Origin of the sequence: endosymbiont of Riftia pachyptila (vent Ph05) (assembly GCF_000224455.1) — a bacterium.
Lineage (GTDB): Bacteria > Pseudomonadota > Gammaproteobacteria > Chromatiales > Chromatiaceae > Endoriftia > Endoriftia persephonae.
On sequence record NZ_AFOC01000012.1, the window covers coordinates 1 to 21,987 of the forward strand.

Sequence of the window (21,987 nt, forward strand, 5' to 3'; positions counted from 1 at the left end):
GGAGTATGAAGCGCCTTGGATCTTTCATTCTGATCTCCTCGCTTGGAGAGCACGGCGATAGGCCGTTCTTCCGTTGCTGCCTGGGTCGTTAGGGCAGGTGGCTGTGCACAGTCTGTCGGGTGTGAGGGCTTTCTGCCGCCTTCTACTGTCCCCGCAACTGGCAAGCTAGCAGGCGAAGATTAAGATTCGTTAAGAAACCAGAATTTTTTAAGAATCACTGTCGAGAAAGGTGATCTGGATGCGCAGCCCTTGCTGGCCTGGGCTGGCCTTGATTTTGGCGCCATGAAGCTCCGCGATGCGCTGCGAGATGGAGAGGCCCAGCCCGAACCCCTCGCGTTGGTTGTCGGGATGGCGGTAGAAGCGGTCGAAGATCCGCTCCAGCTCCGCTGCTGCGACCCCGGGGCCGGTGTCTTCCACGCTTAAGTCGACCCGGTTTTGCCGCTGCTCCAGGCGGACCTGGATCCGCCCCCCGGAGGGGGTGTGAGCGATGGCATTGCCGATCAGGTTGCCCAGCAGCAACTTCATGAGTTCGAGATCGCCAGGCACACTGACTGATTGTGGCGCCTCCAGCTGCAGTTCGAGCCCCTGCTCAGTGGCTTTTGACCTCATCTCATCCACCACTTCGGAGGCGGCCTGGCGTAGGTCGATCGGCTTGAACGAGGTGGCAATCGCATTCGGATCGACGCGGGCCAGCAGCAGCATCTGTTCTACCAGATGAGCTGCCCGGTCGCTGCCCTTCAATACCTGCCGCAGTGCATGCTCCCGCCCCGCCTTGTCGGGGCTGCGCAGGGCGACGGTGGCCTGGGCGCGGATGCCGGCTAGCGGCGTGCGCAGTTCGTGGGCAGCATCGGAGGTGAAGCGGCTGAAACGCATGTAGGCGTTGTCGAGGCGTGAGAAGAGGGCGTTGAGCTCGCGCACCAGGGGGGCGACCTCCTGCGGCACATCGCGCATGCTGACCGGGCTGAGGCAGTTGTAGTCTCGATTCGGGATATCGGTGGCGAGACGTCTCAGCGGCGCCAGTCCACGCCCGACGCCAAACCAGATCAGCACGGCAAGCAGGGGGGATACCCAGAGGAAGGGGGCAGCATGTTGAAGATGATTTTCGATGCCAGGATGTCTCTATCGCCGTAGCGGTCAGCCACCAGCAGGCGGTGGCCGGCGTCGGGGTCTTCGATGCTGAACTGGCGCCACATCTCTCCCTGCAGTTCGAAATCGGAGTAACCGGATGGACTTGTAGGCAACAGCTCAGCGGGGGCATTAGGTGTCTGAAACAGCAGGGTTCCGTTTCTCGACCAGACTTTGAAAATGATCGAATATTCGTATTTGTGCAGGCGATGGAGGTCTTTCTGAAAGCCCAGGCCGTCCTTCTCCTCCGCTTCATGGAAGACTGTCACCATGATCAGCCGTGCCACCTGTGCAAGATGGGCATCCAGCAGCTCGCGGATCTCATGTCGTTCGCTGAACGAGGTGACAGCGCCAGCAGCAGCCAGCCGCAGAAGGTCAGGCTGAGCAACAGGGCGAGCAGTTGAAAGCGGATGGAGCGCATCAGCCGGGCCGCTCAATCAGGTAGCCGATACCGCGGACGGTGCGTATCAGACCGGGGCCAACCTTTTTACGCAGATGGTGGATGAAGACCTCGACCGCATTGCTGTCGATGCTGTCGTCCCAGCCATAGAGCGACTCGATTAGCCGTTGACGCGACAGCACGCGTCCGGCGTTCTCCAGCAATACTTGCAGCAAAGTGAACTCCCGTGGTGACAGGGTTACCGGGATGCCGTTGATCTCCAGCCTGTGGGAGGAGAGATCGAGCTGGATGTTGCCGTGTTCGATGATCGTGTTCACCACCCGGTAGAAACGCCGCTGCATGGCGCGCAACCGGGCGCAGAGTTCGTCTGTGTCGAAGGGTTTGACCAGATAGTCGTCTGCCCCGTTGTCGAGCGCGCAGACGCGGTCCTGAATCTGATCCCGGGCGGTGATGATGATCACTGGCACCTGATTGCGCTGTCTGCGCAGCTGCTCCAGGATCTGCAGACCGGAGCGGTAGGGCAGATTGAGATCCAGCACTACCGCCTCATAAGCTGTGCCCGCCAGGTTGACATCCGCTGCCCTCCCATCTTTGACCCAGTCGACCGAATGGCCTTCCAGCGAGAGTATCGTTTTGAGGCCATCCCCCAGCAACTCGTCGTCTTCTACCAACAATAAGCGCATTGCCATCATTTCTTTCTGTGCGGAAAGGAAAGCAATATTTTTTTGTTATGTCATTGCCACCCTGCCTGGAGGCTATGCTAGCAAGTCCGGTAAACCAAGTCTGGAGAGACTTGCGTAACATCCTGCGAACGATTGAAGGGGGGCTCAGGTAGGTCTTTTGGGCCTTGTTTGCGATGCCACTAGCCGGGATCAGAAAATCTGAAAAGGCCCAAAAAAAGCTCATATCGGTACCCGTGAGACGCTTCTTGACGAAAAAAAGAGGTGTTACTCCTGTTTTTTGATCAAAAACGAATCTTTTTCCCTGACTTGATCTGTCGTCATTAATCCAGCCGACTCTCCTGTCCGGCCTCTTGTAGCAAGCGGGCGGCAATCTCCTCGATCGACATGGCAGTGGTATCGAGAAATCTGATGTTGTGGCGTTTGAACAGTCGTTCGGCTCGCTGCACCTCACTCAGGCACTGCTCGAAGGAAGAGTAACGGCCGTTGGCGCGGCGCTCTTTGCGGATGCGCTGCAGCTGTCGGGGGTCGATGGTGAGCCCGTAGAGTTTCTCGACGTAGGGTTGCAGCACCCTGGGCAGGTTCTGATCATCCAGATCATCGTCGGTTAGCGGGTAGTTGGCGGCGAGGATGCCGTGTTGCAGCCCCATGAAGAGGCAGGTGGGGGTCTTGCCGCTGCGTGACACACCGATCAGGATCAGATCGGCGCTGTCGTAGTTGCGTGTCACTGCGCCATCGTCGTTGGTCAGGGCGTAGTTCACCGCATGGATGCGCTCGTTGTAGGCGTTCTGTTTGCCGATGCTGTGGAGGCGCCCCAGGGCGGGGGCGGAGGGGATCTGCAGCTCCTCTTCGATGGGCTGGGTAAAGTGCTCGAAGAAGTCGAAGATCAGCCCGGCGCTGTCACGGAAGCAGGCGCGCAAGGTGGGATCGACCAGGGTACTGAAGACCAGCGGTCGAGCGCCGGAGCGCATTGTCTCCTGGTTGATCCGCCCAGCTGCCCGCTTGGCCTTCTCGATGGTGTCGATGAAGGGCCAGTGCACCGTGTCGTACTCCAGCGCCGGGAACTGGCTGAGCAGTGATCGCCCCATCGCCTCGACGGTGATGCCGGTGTGATCGGAGAGAAAAAAGACACTGCGCTTTGTCATTGGGGCTCACCAAATCGGATCAAGGGACAGGCCACAAGATCGCATTCCAGACCTCACCTGGCAAGGGTATCGATTCGTTATAATTAGCCTGCCAGCCGGAGCTTGGGTTCTTTGCTGCTGCTATCCTTGGAAACGTCGTTTGGCCGCGGCAGATCCACCTAAGGATTTCATCGATGGCCGATGAGAGAGATGAACTTGCCCTTTTTCACAAGCGTTTATCGACCCGGTAATGCTGAAATTATCTGCTGAAACAATCAGTTATAGGATGATGAAAGCTGACGCAGTGGAATTAGAATCCCCGATAGGGAATGTCCCAGGGGTTGGAGTCAGTCGCTGATCTCCCGGCCAGTGCTGGCCAGGGAGACGGGCTGGCCGTGAGCATCGCGTACCACCGAGAGGCTGAGTTGGATTCTATGGCGGGTTCCATCCCTGCCGATGCGCCAGGTCTCGAAGGGCTGAACTTCTTCGTTGAGCGCCAAGCGTCCGATGATCTCCCGCAGGGGGGGCTGCTCTTCTGCCGGAATCAGCTTAAATACACTCATGCCGACAGCCTCATCCGCGCTGTATCCGTAGAGTCGCTCGGCGCCCCGATTCCAGCTCAGGATGGTGCCGTTGAGATCCTCGAGAATGACTGCCTCGCCGGAGTTTTGCAGAAATGTCAGTAGCAGCCGCTCGTGCTGTTCCAGTTCGCGATAGGGTCGCAGGTCGATGAATCGCAGCACCAGCCCGTCCAGCGCCCCCTGTTCGTCGAAGAAGGGCAGGATGCTCAGGGACCAGGGGTTGCGCTCGCCGTCCTCGATTTGCAGGGTACGGCTCTGGCGGTTGTGGATGACATCATGGAGCTCCGTCTCCAGACTGGGTGAGTGGAAGCGGGGTTGGAGGTCGCTCAAAGGACGGTTGAGATCGCCGGGTAGCAGGTTGAAAAGCCGCAGGGCCGCCGGGGTGTATCGGCGTAGCCTGAGTTCGCGGGTCAGCATCAGGATCGGCAGTTCCACGCTTTCCAGCAACTGACGCAGCTCCTCATTGAGCCGGTGCAGCTCCTCGTTGGCAGCCAGCAGCTCATGGTTGAGGGTACTCAGCTCCTCATTACTCGATTGCAACTCCTCCTTGGCGGTCTCCAGCTCTTCATTTGTGGACTGGAGCTCCTCATTGGCGGAGAGATTCTCCTCGCTGACCGTGTGCAGCTCCTCATTGGTAGCCCGTAGCTGCAGGATCATCTGCTCGGTGTGCTGCCACACCCGGGTCAGTTCCTGCTCCAACTCAGCGATGCGGCTGTCGCTGGAACCGTCAGCCGCNGGGGATGGTGTCTCGCATTTGCCAAGATCCTGAAACAGCAACAGAAACAGGGGCTCTTGGTGGTCGCTGCGGGGAACCGGCTCGAAGCTGAGAGAGATCGTGTGCTGTTGGCCATCGGGCATGGTGTGGCGGAGGGTGCGTGTCTCGGCCTTGGCCGATTCGATCACCCGATAGACCATTAGATTGAGTTCCGTGCGTAACTCCCCCTGGACCATCCGTAGCAGTTTAAGATCAGGCCTGCCAGGGGGGTGAGCGAGATAGGGCGAGACATCGCCGTGAAAGGCCAGGATATTGTGTGTCCGGTCAAGCGTCACACCAGGAGGGCAGCGGCGTTCGCGCAGGGTGTTGATCGCCATCTCTGCGCTGTTCGGAGTGGGGGGTTCGGAGACCGGTTTTACCGGTTCCAACGGCAGGCGACCCTTGGTTCGCAGGAACTGCTGCGAAAGCTCGCCTGGCAGTGTCTTCTTGTGGTAGAGGCGGGTGCGCTTGTTTGCCACCTGAAACAGGTCGGAGGAGGCGCCGATGGATTCGGAACCGCCGAGCATGAGGAAGCCGGTGGGGTTGAGGGAGCGGTGGAGGGTCTGCAGCAGCTGTTGCTGGGGCTTGCGTTTGAGGTAGATCAGCAGGTTGCGGCAGCAGATCAGGTCGATACGAGAGAAGGGTGGGTCACGTAATAGATCCTGTACCGAGAAGATGCAGAGGTCGCGCACCTCCGGGTTGATCTGGCAACCCTGGGGCGTCCGGTTGAAGTAGTATTCCAGCCGCCGCTGGGAGAGGTGGGGGACCACCTGATCTGGGGCAAAGATGCCGCGCCTGGCCTGTTTGATGGCAGCGGCGTCGATGTCGGTGGCAAACAGTTGCAAGGGGCGGTCGATCTGCGCCTGTTCGAGAAAATCGAGCCAGGTGATGGCGACGGAGTAGGCCTCTTCACCGCTGGAGCAGGCCGGAACCCAGATGCGGATCGGCTCACCCTGTCTCTTCTGTTCCACGAGCGCGGGAAAGACAGACTGCTCCAGGGTGCGAAAACTCTCCGCTTCGCGGAAGAAATGGGTGACGTTGATTAGCAGATCATCGAATAGATGCTCCAGCTCCTCAGGCTGCTGCTGGATCAGCTTCAGGTAATCGGCCAGCCGATTCAGGTGGTGCAGCATCAGCCGCCGCTGCAACCGCCGCTGGATGGTGCTGGGTTTGTAGAGGCTGAAGTCGGTGCCGGTGCTCTGACGCAGTAGCAGAAAGAGCTTCTGCAGGGATTGTCTGGAACTGGCGAAGGGGAGCTGTTGTCGCTTGCCGAGGGTGAAGCGTGGGCTTCGTGCCAACCTCCCAAGTTCACTGGCGATGGCTGTCGGCGGTAGCACATAGTCCGCTAGGCCACGTTCGATGGCGCTGTGGGGCATGCTGTCGAAGGCCGCCGAATGCTCGCTCTGGGCGAAGGCGACGCCGCCGGCGGCGCGGATCGCCTCCAGTCCCCCACCGCCATCCGAACCGGCACCAGAGAGGATGATCCCCACTGCCTTGGGACCGGTATCGACAGCCAGGCTTTTGAAGAACTCATCGATCACCACCGGCGCTCCCGGCTTGTGGTGCAGCGGTAGTAGCTGTAGCCGGCCGTGCAGCAGGCCGGGCTGTGTGGCCGGTGGGACAATATAGACGTGGTCTGCTTGTAACCGCTGGCCGTCTTTGGCCGGTTTCACCGGCATGCTGGTGGTGTCGGCGAGCAGTTCGGCCAACTGGCTGGAATGATCTGGCGATAGGTGCTGCAACAGCACGAAGGCCATGCCAGTGTCGGGGGGCAGGGCGCTCAGCAGCTCGCGGAAGGCCTCGAGACCGCCGGCAGAGGCGCCGATGCCGACCACGGGAAGAACCGTCGAATCGCTTGTTTGGGTCTCGTCTCGTTTTATCATTCGCCCATTATGATGATTTTCCCGGGGTCGGAGTCAAACTGAGCTACCCCGTTCTGTTTATCTGGAGCGTTGCCTGGTTTGACTCCGACCCTCTCTTTCGAACGGGTGTGTCTTCCCATGTGAGCGCGCAGTGCCACTCGCCTCCAGTAGTTCCTGCACCAGTGCCCGCAGGTTGGCGGCATCCACCGGCTTTTCTAGGAAGCGATCAGCCCCGAACGCATTGGCATTGGCGGCGTTGACTACCTCGCTGTAGCCACTGCAAAGAATGATCGGCAGCTTGGCATAGTCAGGACGCAGATGCTGGATCAATTCGACGCCAGTCAACCCGGGCATGGTCTGGTCGGTGATCAGCAGGTCGGGGGCGTATTTGCCTGATTCCAGATCCCGCAGCAGGGCTGGAGCATCGGTATGGACGCTGACCTGGTAGCCGGAGGCGGTGAGCAACTCCCCCAGCAGCCGGGCGATGGCTGGCTCGTCATCCAGAACGATGATCTGTTGGCCACCAGCCGGAGGCGGTGGGGTGGATGAGATTGTCCCTGTCGTTTCCGGAGTGCTGCCGAGCGTTGCTTCCACCGGGGGGAACAGCAGCCTGAAGCGGCTGCCCCGGCCGGGTCGGCTCTCCAGCAGCACATGGCCACCATGCTGTTTCAGGATGCTGTAGACCATCGAGAGCCCCAGGCCGGTCCCCTGTCCTGGGGGCTTGGTGGTGAAAAAGGGGTCGAAGAGCCGGTGCCGATCACTCATCGGGATGCCACTCCCGGTGTCGCTGATGCTTATCTCCACCCACTCTCCCGTGAACGGTTGGTGACAGGCATCGCATTCGCTATCGCTGAGCTGTTGCCGGCAGAGTTCAATCAGCAGACGACCCTGTCCCTCCATGGCGTCCCGGGCGTTGAGACAGAGGTTCATCAGTAACTGGTCGAAGGCCACGGGAGCGATCTGGATGGCAGGGGTATCGGATCGCAGGCGGGTCTGCAGCTCGATGCTGCTGGGGAAGGTGGCCCGCAGCAGCGGCAGCATGTCGGCGATCTTGCGGGCTGGGGCCAGCGTTGTGGGCGGGGCCTCCCGGCGCTGGCTGAAGTTCAGCAGGTCAGCGATCAGGTCACGGGCCCGTCCGCTCGCCTCCAGTACCTGTTCCAGCCGCTCGCCCTGTCGTTCTGGGGGATCGATGCCAAGCCGCTCCTGGATGAGCTGGGTGTGTCCGCGAATGATCGCCAGCAGGTTGTTGAAGTCATGGGCGATGCCGCCGGTGAGCAGGCCGATGCTCTCCATCTTCTGCGCCTGTTGCAGTTCACGCTGTAGGCGTGCCTTCTCCTCACGGGCACGGATCTCTTCAGTGATGTCGAACAGCACCGAACGGCACTCTTGCTGCTCCCCCTCTCCACTGCTAACCAGGCTTTCCATGCGGAGCTGGCGTTGTTCGCCTTCGGGCTGGGTGATAGAGAGCAGCTGGTTCTGTGTGCCGCGGCTGTGGAATACCGCTCGCAGGTGGCCGAAGAAGATCTCCGATTCCATCGGCGCCAGGTAACGGGAGAAGGGAGTCTGCAGCAGCCGGCCCCGTTCCCGGTTGAGCAGCCGTGCGCCTGTCAGATTGATTTGGCGAATAATGCCCTGGGCATCAAGGCTGAGATAACCTACCGGCGCGAAGTCGTAGAGCGCGGCGTAACGGTCGCGGCTCTCCTCCAGCTCTACCTGGGCCGACTGCAAGGTGCGGTTCTGTAGTTCCAGCTCGATCTGATGGACCTGAAGATCGTGCAACAGCTGGGAAAGGTTCTGTTTTTCCCCCGACGGTAAAAGTGTGGATTGCAGGCGTTCGAGACGCTCAAGCAGTTGTTTATTGTTTGTGTTCTTGAAGTCGTCGTTTGACATGGTTCCACCTCTCACCCTCCATCTATAATACCCGCAAGCGCGAGTAACAAAACCGGGGTTTGCCCCATTGGGAAACGTTTCCAACCAAAAGCCATCGACTCTATCTCATCTGACAAGCCATGGAAAAGACAGCAGAATACCCGTCAAATCAGCGCCCACTCAGGCGCCATACTTGGATGGCTGCACTTCTATGGACGGGCGTGGTGGTTACACCTCCCCTCTTCCTTTTCCTTCTCAACCGTGCTGGGGACATAGAACTTAAGTTTCAGAGCGTTTTTGTCGATCCTGGCTGGATTCATACTGCGCTTGATCTCCTGATATGGTTGGTTGGCCTGTTGGGTATCATCGTGGTTATGAAGTGGCGGCAGAGGGAGGACTGGCAGCTGTCCAGGGTGCAACAGGAACTGCAGTTGACCCAGGCAGCGGTTGAGCAGATGCACGACAGCCTGTTTCTTCTCGGGAAGGACGGCTGCATCAGGTCTGTGAATAGGGCAGCAATACGCAATCTCGGCTATACGCGTCAGGAGTTGCTGCAGATGCGCGTGATGGACATCAACCCGGATGCGGATAAAACTCTCTGGATGAAGCACTGGGAAAGGATGCCCCAGATTGGCTCCTGGACCTTTGAAACCCACCATCGACGCAAGGGTGGGGAGATCTTTCCAGTAGAGGTGATCAGTTCCAGATTCTGGCATGGTGGCAGGGAGTACCTGCTCAGCATCGCCCGTGATATTTCTCAGCACAGAAAAACTGAGGCACTGCTTGAGCGGCGCCTCCAATATGTCACCCGTCTCTCCGCTTTCTCACGGGGACTTCTGCAGCCGTCTCCAGATGCCATACCCTGTGCGTTGAAGCATCTGCTGGAGGCCACTGTTGCCAGCCGGGTCTATCTGGCGCAGGTGGGAGATACACCGGACCAGGTAGTCAGCATTGCTTCAAGCCATGAGCAGTGTGCCCCGGCCGTCGAGCCCCGGTTCAAAGAGCCAGAATTCCAGAGCGGTTCCCTTCAGGTCAGCTCACCGCAACGCTGGCTGCGGGTGCTGAGACAGAATCAACCCGTTTTAGGCCTGGTGGATGACCTGCCAGCGGAGGAGCAGGCCTGCCTTTTGGAACGAGGGGTCCTGTCGATTCTGATTATGCCGATCTGGATCGATAAGAAATGGGGGGGGTACATTGGTCTGGACGATGTCTGGAACAAGCGGGACTGGCTGGATGGGGAGGTCGATGTTCTGCGCACGGCAGCTGAAATGCTGGGTGTCTATCTGTCCCATGAAAAGGCGGAGACCACGCTGCGCAACAGTGAACAACGCCTGTCAGAGGCCCAGCGGATCGCCCATATCGGGAGCTGGGAGTGGTGCCTGCATGACAATTCGTTGGTCTGGTCCGATGAGACCTACAGGATCTTTGGTGTGGACCCGGACAGGTTCGTGACCAGTTACGAGGGCTTTCTGGAATGCGTCGCCCCGGATGACCGGGAGCGGGTGAGAGCGGCGGTGGATGCCGCCTTGTGGGAAGGGGCTGTCTATTCGATTGATCATCGAATCCAACATCCGGATGGGAGCATGCGGGAGGTGCATGAGCAGGGCGAAGTGATCTTCGATGGTTCGAACAATCCGCTGGGCATGAGGGGTAGTGTACAGGATGTCACCAGACAGAAAGAGACCGAACAACAGTTGCAACAACTCCTGAAACAGAACCAGCGGCTTCATCGTCGCAGTATGCGCATTCAGGAAGATGATCGAAAGCGGCTGGCCCACGAACTCCATGACGAGATGGGACAACTGTTGAGCGCAATCAAGATGGATGTCGCCTATATCCAGAAGAAATGGGGCCATAATTCGACCGAACTGGCATCGGTGACAGCGGATATTCAGGATATCGTGTTTCAGGGCATCCAAGGCATCCGGGAGATCACCCAGCGGTTGCGACCGCCGATGCTGGACCAGTTTGGTCTTCTGGATGCCATACAGGAGCTGGTGGATAAATGGCGACAGCGTAATCGTGATACCAAGATCAGCCTGTCGATGGTGGATGAGATACCGAGGCTGTCGGATCTGCAGGAGATATCCCTCTATCGCTGTGTTCAGGAGGGTCTCACCAATATCAGCCGCCATGCCCAGGCCGATTACGTAACTGTAAGCCTGGGTTTGAGGATGAATGGCTGGTATTGGCCCTGGAGGACAATGGGCGTGGTATGGACCCCGCTTCGACCCATGATGGTCTTGGACTGTACGGATTGAAGCAGCGTGCCGAGGCCGTTGGTGGTGCTGTATGCTGTCGGTCGGTGGGCGGGCAGGGTTTCTGGTTGAGTATGGTATTGCCACTCGCCCCGGCGAAGCTGGACGGCAATGACTGATGAGCTGTTGTCGGTTTGGCTGGCCAATGCATCGTCGTTGGTCACTCTGGGAGTGGGTTATTGTCCAGAAGGGGCTCCGGTTCCCGAGCATGCAGCGTTTGCCAATCATCCAAAGCAGTGATGACTCTTATTATGAGTGCAGGAAAAACATACTATTCTCTTGGAATGCCCCATCAGAAAACCACTATCATGCTGGTCGATGACCATTCCGTGGTTCGAGCCGGTTATCGGCGTCTTCTGGAGATGCAGCCGGAATTCCAGGTGGTGGCTGAGGCAGGTGACGGACCAGAGGCCTGTCGACAGTATCACAAACATCACCCGGATCTGGTGATTATGGACCTCTCCCTGCCGGGCATGGGCGGGATGGAGGCCGCCAGACGGATGCTTTCTCACCACCCGCACGTGCGTATCCTGATCTTCACCATTCATGACAGCAGCGTCTTTGCAGAACGCGCCCTGAGGATGGGGGTGTCGGGTTACATTACCAAATCCAGCGATCCGGACGTTCTGCTGGAGGCAGTGGCTCAGGTGGCGGCAGGTGAGACCTATCTGGGACCGGATATCGCGAAAGAGCTGGCACTGCGCCAGATTCAGCAAGAATAACTCACCGCTCAGCCAGCTCTCTGCAAAGGAATTCGGGATCTTCCTAATGATGGCGGCGGGCAACAAACGGGCCACCATTGCAGAGACTCTGCACATCAGTGTCAAGACCGTCTCCAACTATGCCCATCAGATCAAGAAAAAACTGGGCTTATCCACTGATGCTGAGGTCGTTCACCTGGCAATCCGCCACGGCCTGATCAAAACCTAGTCGCGCAGCAAACAGCCTTAGGTAAAGGGAGTGGAGTCAGGTTTGATGGAAATCAGCGGCACTGAATGCCCCGTTGCTTCGATCAAATTTGACTCCGACCCCTAAGACGTAAGCTCTGGTAGAGCTGCGTGTATGGGCGAGAGAGGGAAAAGTTCCTGATAAAAGAGGGAAAAAGTCCCGGCATTTGTAGTGACGATAACAGAAGTTTTCTGTGACTGCAGGCTATACAGTGATCCGTTTCCAGGTCGCTATCTCCATATCAATCAAAGAAATGATTTGGAGGACCCTCGCGCACGGCAAAGCGCTTTGGGTTGATTTTTGGATTACAGAGATCACAATTGAAGCATACGCACCCCCAACCTCCATGGTTGTTCTCCCTGACCCTGTTGGGCAGTGTCCTGTTGATCGCCATGAGCCTGCTGGTGATCATCGGCTGGGCGTTCGACATTCAGGGCCTGATCCAGCTTCGGGCATCACTCCCTCCCATGCAGCTCAACACCACCCTCGGTTTTATTCTGATGGGTATGGGCTTCTGGTCCCTTGCGCATCAGAGGTCTCTCCTGGCTTCCATATTTGGTCTGCTGGTTATTGTGCTAGGGATCGCAACTGGTCTTCAGTATCCCATGGGGGCGGATTTCGGTATCGACCAGCTACTGATGGAACAGCCCCTGCAGCACGGGGTTTCAAGCCCGGGACGTTTGGCACCCAATACCGCACTGGCGTTTGCCCTCAGCGGTATAGTCCTGCTCAGCCTCTCCTTCACCAGGCATACCGGCTGGTTGGTGAGTCTGGGGCAGGTGGCTGGACTCCTCATCAGCTATCTCGCACTGGAATCGTTGGTTGGCTACATGGCGGGGCTGGAATCCGGTTATGGCTGGTTCTCGTTTACCCGCATGGCCCTGCATAGCGCCTTTTTGTTCTTCTGTATCGGTGGTCTGTCAGTCGCCTGGACGAGCTGGGAACTGATATCGATATGGCGTCGCCAGAGTGATGAGGGTCTGGATCTGAGCAACTGGCTCGATTCCGCGAAACAGGCGCGCTTGCGGATCCTGTGGAATGNAACCCTGATTATGGCTATGGCATCACTGCTGGTTGGAGTCACGGTAAGCCGGGTACTGCTCCACTCGGAATGGCTGCAGGAAGAGAATCACCTGATGCTGCAGGCGGAAAGGATGGCTGGCGTCGTTCAGGCCTTCTCCCACGACGCCGAGGGCCAAGAGGGGCTCCTGATGGACTACCTGCGGCATGATGATCGCAACGGGTTACCCCGAGATCCGCACAGTCTGGCGTCTGAGACCCTGATTGCTCGCCGCCAGGGAACGGGGTTGCACTGGCTGGACGGTTCAGGGGCACTGGCAGACGTCGAACAGATCACAAAGCCGCTTGCCTATGCGCCGGATGAGGCCATGCGCCGGGCCCTGCAGGGGGAACAGGGGGTCTATACGGGGCAGGATCGCCAGGGCAGGGAGTGGCTGTTGGCCTACCGTCCGGTACCTGATTCCAGTCTGGGTCTGGTGGTTGGTCTGTTGGCCGAAGAGATCGTGGCCCCCTATCTTCACGCCTTTCTGTTTGCCGGGGTGCTGGCGGGTCTGGTTATCCTGGTCAGTGCCCTGGCGGTGCTGCTCAGGGTCAATCCCATCATCCGCAGGATCGAGGGGGCCGACAGGCTGGAGCAGATCAACCAGAACCTACTGGCGGAGATCCGGCAGCGGAAGCGGGCGGAAAATGGACTCCAGCAACTGACCCAGACCCTGGAACAGCGTGTTCAGGAGCGGACGCAGACCATCGAGCGGGAGAAGCAGCAGAAACAGATCCTCAACCAACTGCTGCAGATCCACCAGGCAAGAGGTGCGCTGAGCGATAAGCTGGAATCTGCCCTCGCTATCCTCTGTTCCCAGCAGTGGCTGGGTTTGCAGCCCAAAGGGGCGATCGTGCTGATGGAAGAGGAAGGATGTCACCTGCGGCTTTCGGCACAGCTCAACATGCCAGTGGAGCTGCAGAAGGTCTGTAGCAGAGTGCCTGTCGGTGAATGTGCCTGTGGCTGGGTCGTACGGCATGCTCGTCCCTTGTTGGCAAGTCAGGCAGAAGTGCAGCTGAAAAGTGGTTGTCGCGCAGGGCTGGAGAATGAGCAGTATCTCTTGCCCCTGATCATCAACGACACTGTGATTGGCGTGCTCATGCTCTATCTGGATGCCGGGCGCCAGCTGGCCGGGCAGGAAACGACCTTCCTTGAGACCGCCTGTGTAACCCTGGCCGGTATCGCGGAAAGGGCCAGAGCTGAAGAGGCCCTGAGCAACAGCGAGGAGCGGTTCTCCCTGGCCATGCGGGGAACCAACGATGGGCTCTGGGACTGGGATCTCAAGGCCAACCAGATCTATTTTTCACCCCGTTACCACGCCATGCAGGGGTATGCGGAGGAGGGGGTGGTGCAGCCGCCGGAGGCCTGGATGACCCAGGTCCATCCCGATGATGTCGACAACCTGAAGCAGGCCATCAGGCGCCACTTGGATGGCGCCTCCGATCATTTTGTCTGCGAGTACCGGATGCGCCATCGAGATGGCGAGTATCAGTGGCGGCTGAGCCGGGGGCTGGCCATCCAGGGAACGGAAAACGAGCCACATCGCATGGTGGGATCCACCACCGACATCAGTCAACAGAAGGCGATCGAGGAGCAGCTGCTGCATGATGCCTTTCATGATGCATTGACCGGACTCGCCAACCGGGCGTTGCTGGTGGAACGGCTGGGTCATGTCCTGCAAATGGTAAAGAGAAGACCGGATTATGAAGTGGCCATACTATTTCTGGATCTGGATCGTTTCAAACTGATCAACGACAGCCTGGGGCACCTTCTCGGTGATCAGCTGCTGGTGGAGGTGGCCCGGCGTTTGCGTGGCCTGCTACGGAGGGAGGATACGGTGGCGCGTCTCGGTGGCGACGAGTTCGTGGTGCTGCTGGAGGGCATGGATACGGAAGTCAGGGTGTATGAGATCGCCCGCCGCATCCAGCAGGAGCTGGATCGCCCCATCGATCTGAACGAGCATTTGGTGAGGACCGGCGCCAGTATTGGAATCGCCTTTATCGGTGAGGCGTATCATCGTCCTGAAGATATGCTGCGGGATGCGGACAATGCCATGTACCGGGCTAAGGAGCGAGGCGGGGGCACGTTCGAAGTCTTCCGCAGTGAGATGCACCAGGGCACGATGGCCCGCTTTAACCTGGAGAACGAGCTACAGAGTGCGCTGAACAATGGGGAACTAGAGGTCTACCTGCAGCCCATCGTCAGGCTGACGGATCACTGCATCCGGGGGTTCGAGGCTCTGCTGCGCTGGCAGCATCCTGAACGGGGCTGGTTGTCACCTGCTGAATTCATCCCGGTGGCTGAGGATACCGGGTTGATACTGCCCATCGGTACCTGGGTTATGCACCGTGCCTTCGGTTTCCTGAATGAATTGAAGGCTCACTATCCGGAGGATGTTTCACCTCGGATCAGCATCAACCTGTCACCGCGACAGCTCACCGATGCCAAACTGGTCAAGACGGTGAAGAACCTCCTGACCGGTCACGGGATCGATCCGGGCCTGGTGCAGCTGGAGATTACAGAGTCCGTGATCATGAAAGATCCGGAGTCGGCGGCCCAGGTGCTGGGCGAACTCAAGGCCCTGGGTATCAGACTCAGCATGGACGATTTCGGCACCGGTTATTCTTCGCTCAGCTATCTGCACAATTTTCCCCTGGACGTGCTCAAGATCGACCGCTCGTTCATCACACGTATGGGGGAGCATGAGCGTAACGAACAGATGATAAAAACCATCCTAGATCTGGCAGACAGTTTCGATATGGAGGTGGTGGCCGAAGGTATCGAGGAGGAGTGGCAGATGCAGCGCCTGCGGGAGATGGGCTGTAGTTATGGCCAGGGTTTCCTGATGGCTAGACCGATGCCGGTCGATGAGATTGCGCGGTTTTTGCAGGATCAGGCTGAGCAGGGGAGGACGTGTGCCTCCAGGTCTGCAGCAATGTAGCTGTAGAGATTTGCCACTGCAGATTTTACGCCCCCATTTCGGAAATGGAGGAAGGTTACAAAGGGATGCATTGCTATGAAGATGAGCACGCTTTTGGTCCGGGAGGAGATGACATCAATGCTTCTGTTGGGCCTGCTGACACTATCGGTGGCAGGGACCGGTCTTGGCATAATCAGCCTGCCGATGCAGAGCCTGTTGCTACTTGCCGGAATGGGGCTGTTCAGCCGCTACTGGCGGAGTATCGGTAAGTCGCGGAGCGCGCTGGAAGGGATCTCGAGGCTTGCGGACGCACTGAACGACGGCCACTTTGACTATCGTATCGGCTCGGCAAGCCGGGGGGGGCGCCTCGGCGATATCGCAGACCGGCTGAACAGCGCCATGGCGCGGCTGGATGGCACTCGCCGGACTATCCTCCAAGGTCTGCAGGAGACCGTATCGGGTGTCTACCGTGGCATGACCGATCAGGGTGAATCCGATGCGGGTTTTCTGGCCCTGCTGGGGCAGGTGGATGGGTCGTTGCAGCAGATCAGCGGCCGGATGAAGGAACTGAACCGGACGGTCCTGCTGGCCAACCTGAGTGAGGCAGAGGTCAAGGTTGATCACCTGATCTATATGCAGAACGGCTATGCAACGCTCATGCACGGCGCTGATTCGGAGTTTGGCCGGGCAGTTGCGGTGGACCATCACAACTGACGTTTCGGTAAATGGTACGACAGCGGTGTCGGACGCCAGGAGTTCTCCCATCTTCCTGCCTATGAGCGGCTCCGGGAACCCCACGAAAAGGTTCACAGTTCCATGCATAGGGCGCTGTTGGTTCTGAAAACGGACTGGGAGGATATTGAAGAAAACCAACAGTTGGTATTGGAAAATTTTCAAATGCTCGAGGCCGCAAGCCAGGCATTGATGGCCATCCTCGATCAACTGACCGACGAAAAGAAACGCTACGAATCCGTTGCCGAAGCAGCGGGCGGGGAAGTCGAGCTGTTCTGATGTGATAGAAATAATGGGAAACCAAGATGAATCGTTATGAATGTGAGATATGTGGTTGGGTTTACGATGAAAAACAGGGGATGCCCGAGAAGGGGATTCCACCAGGCACGCCACTCGATCAGATACCAGAGGAGTGGGTCTGTCCCGATTGCGGTGCCGACAAGGACGTATTCAACCAAATCTGAGTGCGACCACGGAAAAGATTGAACGATCATTGTGTCTGATAGGCAGAGGAGATGAGATGTTAAGGAAAGCAAGGACGGAGCAACTCCGAGTCGGTATGCATATCCTGTTGCCGGGGTCGTGGAGCACGCATCCTTTTTTGCGAAACCGCTTCAGAATCAAGTCCCAGGACCAGATTCGAAAGATCGCCGAATCCGGCATAGTGGAGGTCTTTGTTGATCCTGCTCAAAGTACGGTACCTGTGCCACCGGCAACAGAGGATACAGGGCCTTCACTGGATGAGCTGGCACATCTGAGTCATGAGGGGAAGGTTGTAGATCCGAAGACACAGGCGCCGCCAGAGGGGTGGGACCCAAACCGATTGAAGGTGGAAGCGCTGACCGCTGCCATCGAAGACCAGAGTCTGACACCGCAGGAAAAGGCTCAGGCGGTGTATCAACACTCCATGGGCATGATGGAGCGGCTGGTGGAGCATCCAACCAGCGAGAATATTCTGACTTCCAAGCAGGCGGTCAGTGCCATCACCGATCTGATCCTCTCTGATGATCAAACAGCTAAAAGCCTGCTACGCATTACCTCCCACGATTTCTATACCTATACCCATTCGGTCAATGTGGGGGTGACGGCGATCATGCTGGCCAAGGCACTGTTCAGCAAGTCTGATGCCCACGACCTTCATGAACTGGGTGCGGGGTTTTTTCTGCATGATCTCGGCAAGGTCAAGGTCGATACTGCCATCATCAACAAGCCCGGTCGCCTGACGGATCGGGAGATGCAGCGGATGCGCACCCACCCCTACCAGGGCTACAAGATGTTGGCTGAAGCAGGAGCACTCTCCGAGGAGTGCCGATATATCGTGATGCAACATCACGAGTTTACTGATGGCAGTGGCTACCCGAAGCGCCTCAAAGGTGATGAGATACATATCTACGGACATATCTGCGGTATTGCGGATGTATTCGATGCCCTGACCGCGGAGCGCTCCTACAAGAAGGCCATGACGCCCTTTGATGCGCTGAAGCTAATGCAGCAGCAGATGTCCCACCACTTTGACAGAGAGCTGTTTAGCCGATTCGTGCTGCTGTTTCAGTAGATATGCGGTTCATGGCGGCGATGGAAGAGGCGCCGGTCATTGAGCGAATAAAAGCAATTTCCTTTCTCTTGTCTCTTATCCTGCTAAAGTTGCCTACTCTGGCGCCGTTAAATCGCTATATTCGATAGAATTGCGCATAGCGATTAGATGTTTGCCTTTCGGTATCGCTCTCATGATGGATCGGTCAACAGAGGAAACTGGCATGAAACAGAAGCAGGGCAGCGCCATCTACCTGACACCTGCCGAGGTGGCGGAGATGCTATTGGTGGCACCGGTAACCGTGCGCCAATGGGCTCAGAAGGGCTGGCTGCATGCGGAGATGACCGGAGGTGGTCACCGCCGTTTCCTGTGGCGCGAAGTAGAGCGCTTCGCTCACGAGCGAGGCATTCGTCTCCATACCCGGCCGGGAGGGGATCTGCGGCTGCTGATTGTCGATGACGATCGGCAACTGGTGCGTTACCTGACCGAGCTGCTGGTGGATCGTTCCGGGTTGGAGGTGGTCGAGAGCGCCCACGACGGTTTCGAAGCCGGCATGAAGGTGCGCTCTTTCAATCCTGATGTGATCCTCCTCGACCTGATGATGCCGGGGCTCGATGGTTTCACGGTGTGCCGGCAGCTGCGAAGCGATCCCGTCACCCGTGCCGTTCGGATCATTGCCATGACGGGCTTCCATACCCCAGAGAATGAGGCGCGCATTCTGCAGGCTGGCGCCGAGGTCTGTCTGGCTAAGCCATTCGATCGCGACAGGCTTTTTGCACTGTTGGGTCTGGATGGGAAGGGTGCTGCCGGGGCGGAGGTGAAGATCAGGGGTCATGCCGCCGCTGATAAAGGATTGAAACGATGACTCAGCCAGCCAGACAGCTCAGCGAGTCCAATCCCTACCGGGTGCTACTGGTCGATGATGAGTCGGGGCAGCGGTTCCTACAGCGGGAGATCCTCTCCTCGCCCGATTTTGAGGTGCGGGAGGCAACCGATGGCCGCTCCGCCCTGAAGGCGATCAGAGAGCACCCTTTCGATGTGGTCCTGCTGGATAAACGCATGCCGGGCATGACCGGCGACGAGGTCTGCCGCCGGATCCGCGAGGAGATGGACGACCGGCTGCTACCGGTGATCATGGTGACCGGCATGGGCAGCAGCGATGAGCTGGCTCGCAGCCTCAACATCGGCGCCACTGATTTCATCCGCAAACCCTATACCCCCACTGAATTGATTGCCCGGGTGGAGGCGGCGGCTAGCCACAAGCGTCTGCTCGACCAGTTGGAGCATGTGGAGTCGATCTACTTTGTGGTCGCCCGCATGGTGGAAGCGCGAGACTGGCACACCGGCCGCCACTGTGTTCGGTTGGCCCACAATGGGGCCCTGTTTGGCCGATATCTTGGGCTCGATGACCGCTCCATCGAGTTGCTGGAGCACCTGGGCACCCTGCACGATATCGGCAAGCTGGCGATCCCGGATCATATTCTGCTCAAGCAGGAACAGCTCAATGCCCAGGAAGAGCGAGTGATGCGTCTGCACCCGGTGGTAGGGGCCAGACTCTGCAGCGGTATCAAGGCGCTGGAGCCATTGGTTCCGCTGATCCGACACCATCATGAACATTGGGATGGGAGTGGCTATCCAGATGGTCTGCGGGGAGAGGAGGTTCCCTACCTTGCGCGGGTCTTCCAACTGCTCGATATCTACGACGCCCTGGCCGCAGAGAGGCCCTACAAGGGTGTTCTGCCCCACGGAGAGATCATCAGGTATTTGGAGCGGGAGCGGGACCTGGGGCGCCTTGATCCGGAACTGGCTGGTCGGTTTCTCGATTTCCTCCAGGAATCGCTTGGTCAGATGCAGCTCCCGGCCGGGGGAGAGAACGCCCCGGACGATTTTTCTATCGTCGAGAGCCTCATGGATCTGGAGCCTGAGGCAAAGGAGCGGGCCAGCATACCGCCACTGGCGAAGGCGGAGCTTTCCTCCGCTGGACGCCGCTGGCGGAAAGAGGATGCCGCCGAATTCGCCGGGCAGCCTCGGCAGGACGCCTCCCGCTTGGCGGTGGTGGACTACAGCCAGTTGAGCCAGCGTTTTGCCGCCATTCTCGATGCGACCACCGTGGGTCTCTTCGGCCTCGACCGAGATGGCAGGGTCACCTTCGTGAATGGCGCTGCCTGCCGTCTGCTGGGGCACAGCGAGGAGGGGCTGCTAGGCGGCACCCACCACGACCGGGTGCATTATGCGAAATCCGACGGCAGTACCTACCCTCTCTCGGAATGCCCCATCCACCAGAGTCTGCAGACTGGCAAGATAGTCCATGGCGAGGAGCTGTTCTTTCATCGCGATGGCCGGGGAATAGCCGTGGAATTCACCTGTTCCCCCCTGGTTGACGGGGGAGAGGTGGAGGGAGTCGTTGTCACCTTTCAGGACATCAGCGAACGCAAGGCCGTCAAGCGTCGGCTGAGGCTGGCAACCACGGTGTTCGACAACACCCACGACGGCATTCTGGTCACCGATGAAAAAGGAACCATCCTGACGGTCAACCCGGCCTTCAGCGAGATCACCGGTTACAGTGAGGCCGAGGTGCGGGGGCAGAATCCCCGCCTGCTTCGGTCCGGCAAGCAGAGGGCCGATTTTTATGAGGCCATGTGGTCGACGATTCGCCAGCGGGGACGCTGGCAGGGTGAGATCCGAAACAGGAATCGAGATGGGGATATCTTTCCTGCCTGGCTGACCATCAGCAGCGTCAAGGATGACCAGGGAGAAGTGACCAACTATGTCGGTATCTTCTCCGACATCTCCCCCCTCAAGCACAGCCTCGAACAGATCGAGCACCTGGCCAACCATGATCCTCTTACCGGTCTGCCCAATCGGTTGCTGTTTCTGGATCGCCTCAAGGTCGCCGTGCGTCAGGCACGTCGCGGCGGCCATGCGTTGGCAGTGCTGTTCCTCGATATCGATCGTTTCAAGGATATCAACGACAGTCTGGGGCACGCTATGGGCGACCAGTTGCTGTTGGAGATGGCTGCGCGCGTTCGCGGGCAGGTGCGGGAGGAGGATACCGTCGCCCGACTCGGTGGTGATGAGTTTGTGATTCTCATTGGAGATGTGGAGTCAGCCAGCGAGGCGGAGCTGGTGGCGAGAAAGGTGATGCAGGGTCTGGAGGTGCCGATCCGGCTGGAGACCTCGGAGATCATTCTGCGGGTAAGCATGGGGATCAGCCTCTATCCCAACGACGGTGAGAGTGCGGATGAACTGATCCGGCATGCTGATATAGCCATGTATCATGCCAAGGAGCGTGGCCTCAGTGAATATCATTTTTACAACGATGAGATGAGTGCTGGTACGCGGGCGCGTCTGGCCATGGAGTCGGCACTGCGTAGAGCTATCGAGGGTCAGGAGTTTGAGCTTCACTACCAACCTCAGGTCAATCTTGCCGATGGCGGCCTGTGTGGTGCCGAGGCACTGCTGCGCTGGCATCATCCACAGGAGGGATTGGTGACCCCTGACAGGTTTATCCCGCTGGCGGAAGAGACGGGGTTGATCGAACCCATCGGTGCCTGGGTGCTGGAGAGCGCCTGCCGCCAAGCCGTGGAATGGCAGGTTCAAGGCATCTCCTTCGGCCGCATCGCGATTAATGTCTCAGGTGTGCAGATTCGGCGTGGCACCCTGGTGGAACGGGTGACAACGGCGCTGGAGCTGAGCGGCCTCGATCCCACCCGCCTGGAGCTGGAGATCACGGAAAGCGTCATCATGGAACAGACGGGCCAGACTCTGACGATGCTGCAGGAACTCAAATCCCTAGGTGTGCAGCTCTCGGTGGATGATTTTGGCACCGGCTACTCCTCTCTCAGCTATCTGCAGCACCTGCCGGTGGACAAACTGAAGATCGACCGGGCCTTTGTCTGCAATCTGCCCAATGCAGGTAAGGATAAGGCCATCGCGCGGGCGGTGATCGCCCTGGGGCAGGGGCTTGGCTTGCAGACTATTGCTGAGGGGGTGGAGACGGAGGCGCAACGCGATTTCCTTCGACAACATGGTTGCCAGGAGGGACAGGGATGGCTCTTCGGGCGGCCCATGACGTCGAAGCTATTCACCCAGCGCTATGTCGGACATTGACGTGACGGTCCCTTGCCCCTCACTCATCAT

Annotated in this window: 15 protein-coding genes and 1 pseudogene; 10 read left to right on the top strand and 6 right to left on the bottom strand. The window is 58.5% G+C overall.

All coding sequences use genetic code 11. From position 1 onward, the window contains the following. Window positions 1-207: 207 nt before the first annotated feature. From RIFP1SYM_RS03040 to RIFP1SYM_RS03060, 6 genes are all read right to left on the bottom strand, one after another. Window positions 208-1,050, bottom strand: coding sequence for an ATP-binding protein (locus tag RIFP1SYM_RS03040; protein WP_005959173.1), 843 nt, complete (start codon window positions 1,048-1,050; stop codon window positions 208-210). After that, on the bottom strand, window positions 1,044-1,562 hold the full coding sequence (locus RIFP1SYM_RS16250) for a sensor histidine kinase N-terminal domain-containing protein (RefSeq protein WP_005959174.1): 519 nt from the start codon (window positions 1,560-1,562) through the stop codon (window positions 1,044-1,046). Before RIFP1SYM_RS16250 ends, RIFP1SYM_RS03040 begins: the two co-directional genes overlap by 7 nt. After that, complete coding sequence (locus RIFP1SYM_RS03045) at window positions 1,546-2,208, bottom strand: response regulator (RefSeq protein ID WP_240991639.1); 663 nt, start codon at window positions 2,206-2,208, stop codon at window positions 1,546-1,548. Before RIFP1SYM_RS03045 ends, RIFP1SYM_RS16250 begins: the two co-directional genes overlap by 17 nt. A 320-nt stretch (window positions 2,209-2,528) precedes the next feature. Further along, on the bottom strand, window positions 2,529-3,350 hold the full coding sequence (ppsR, locus tag RIFP1SYM_RS03050; protein WP_005959176.1) for a posphoenolpyruvate synthetase regulatory kinase/phosphorylase PpsR: 822 nt from the start codon (window positions 3,348-3,350) through the stop codon (window positions 2,529-2,531). Between the two features lie 326 nt (window positions 3,351-3,676). Then, window positions 3,677-6,547, bottom strand: a complete 2,871-nt coding sequence (locus RIFP1SYM_RS03055; protein WP_005959177.1) for a chemotaxis protein CheB — start codon at window positions 6,545-6,547, stop codon at window positions 3,677-3,679. A 57-nt stretch (window positions 6,548-6,604) separates the two neighbouring features. Then, window positions 6,605-8,416, bottom strand: coding sequence for a hybrid sensor histidine kinase/response regulator (locus tag RIFP1SYM_RS03060; RefSeq protein ID WP_139042044.1), 1,812 nt, complete (start codon window positions 8,414-8,416; stop codon window positions 6,605-6,607). A 392-nt stretch (window positions 8,417-8,808) separates the two neighbouring features. On the opposite strand from RIFP1SYM_RS03060, the gene RIFP1SYM_RS03065 reads away from it, so the two are divergent. The 10 genes and pseudogenes from RIFP1SYM_RS03065 to RIFP1SYM_RS03100 all read left to right on the top strand — a co-directional run bounded on the left by RIFP1SYM_RS03065 (window position 8,809) and on the right by RIFP1SYM_RS03100 (window position 21,957). Beyond that, window positions 8,809-10,656 (top strand): PAS domain S-box protein, encoded by a 1,848-nt coding sequence (locus tag RIFP1SYM_RS03065; RefSeq protein WP_240992003.1) that lies wholly within the window; start codon window positions 8,809-8,811, stop codon window positions 10,654-10,656. Window positions 10,657-10,937: 281 nt separating this feature from the next. Beyond that, window positions 10,938-11,375, top strand: a complete 438-nt coding sequence (locus RIFP1SYM_RS03070; RefSeq protein WP_240992004.1) for a response regulator — start codon at window positions 10,938-10,940, stop codon at window positions 11,373-11,375. Window positions 11,376-11,421: 46 nt separating this feature from the next. Further along, window positions 11,422-11,583, top strand: a complete 162-nt coding sequence (locus RIFP1SYM_RS17830) for a response regulator transcription factor (protein WP_010088525.1) — start codon at window positions 11,422-11,424, stop codon at window positions 11,581-11,583. Window positions 11,584-13,760: 2,177 nt separating this feature from the next. Beyond that, window positions 13,761-15,602 carry a putative bifunctional diguanylate cyclase/phosphodiesterase gene (locus tag RIFP1SYM_RS19110; protein WP_476756434.1) on the top strand — a complete coding sequence of 614 codons (1,842 nt, stop codon included), beginning with the start codon at window positions 13,761-13,763 and terminating at the stop codon, window positions 15,600-15,602. Between the two features lie 117 nt (window positions 15,603-15,719). Further along, window positions 15,720-16,295, top strand: coding sequence for a hypothetical protein (locus RIFP1SYM_RS03080; protein ID WP_006474680.1), 576 nt, complete (start codon window positions 15,720-15,722; stop codon window positions 16,293-16,295). A 12-nt stretch (window positions 16,296-16,307) separates the two neighbouring features. Then, window positions 16,308-16,592, top strand: a pseudogene (locus RIFP1SYM_RS03085) (hypothetical protein); the annotation flags it as partial. 26 nt (window positions 16,593-16,618) lie between these two features. Then, complete coding sequence (locus tag RIFP1SYM_RS16830; RefSeq protein WP_005959185.1) at window positions 16,619-16,777, top strand: rubredoxin; 159 nt, start codon at window positions 16,619-16,621, stop codon at window positions 16,775-16,777. 56 nt (window positions 16,778-16,833) lie between these two features. Further along, complete coding sequence (locus tag RIFP1SYM_RS03090) at window positions 16,834-17,868, top strand: cyclic di-GMP phosphodiesterase (RefSeq protein WP_081417694.1); 1,035 nt, start codon at window positions 16,834-16,836, stop codon at window positions 17,866-17,868. A gap of 202 nt (window positions 17,869-18,070) precedes the next feature. Beyond that, entirely contained in the window at window positions 18,071-18,712 is a 642-nt protein-coding gene (locus RIFP1SYM_RS17835) for a response regulator (protein ID WP_006474675.1), read from the top strand. Continuing rightward, window positions 18,709-21,957, top strand: a complete 3,249-nt coding sequence (locus RIFP1SYM_RS03100) for an EAL domain-containing protein (RefSeq protein ID WP_005959188.1) — start codon at window positions 18,709-18,711, stop codon at window positions 21,955-21,957. The genes RIFP1SYM_RS17835 and RIFP1SYM_RS03100 overlap by 4 nt, the downstream gene beginning before the upstream one ends. Window positions 21,958-21,987: the final 30 nt, after the last annotated feature.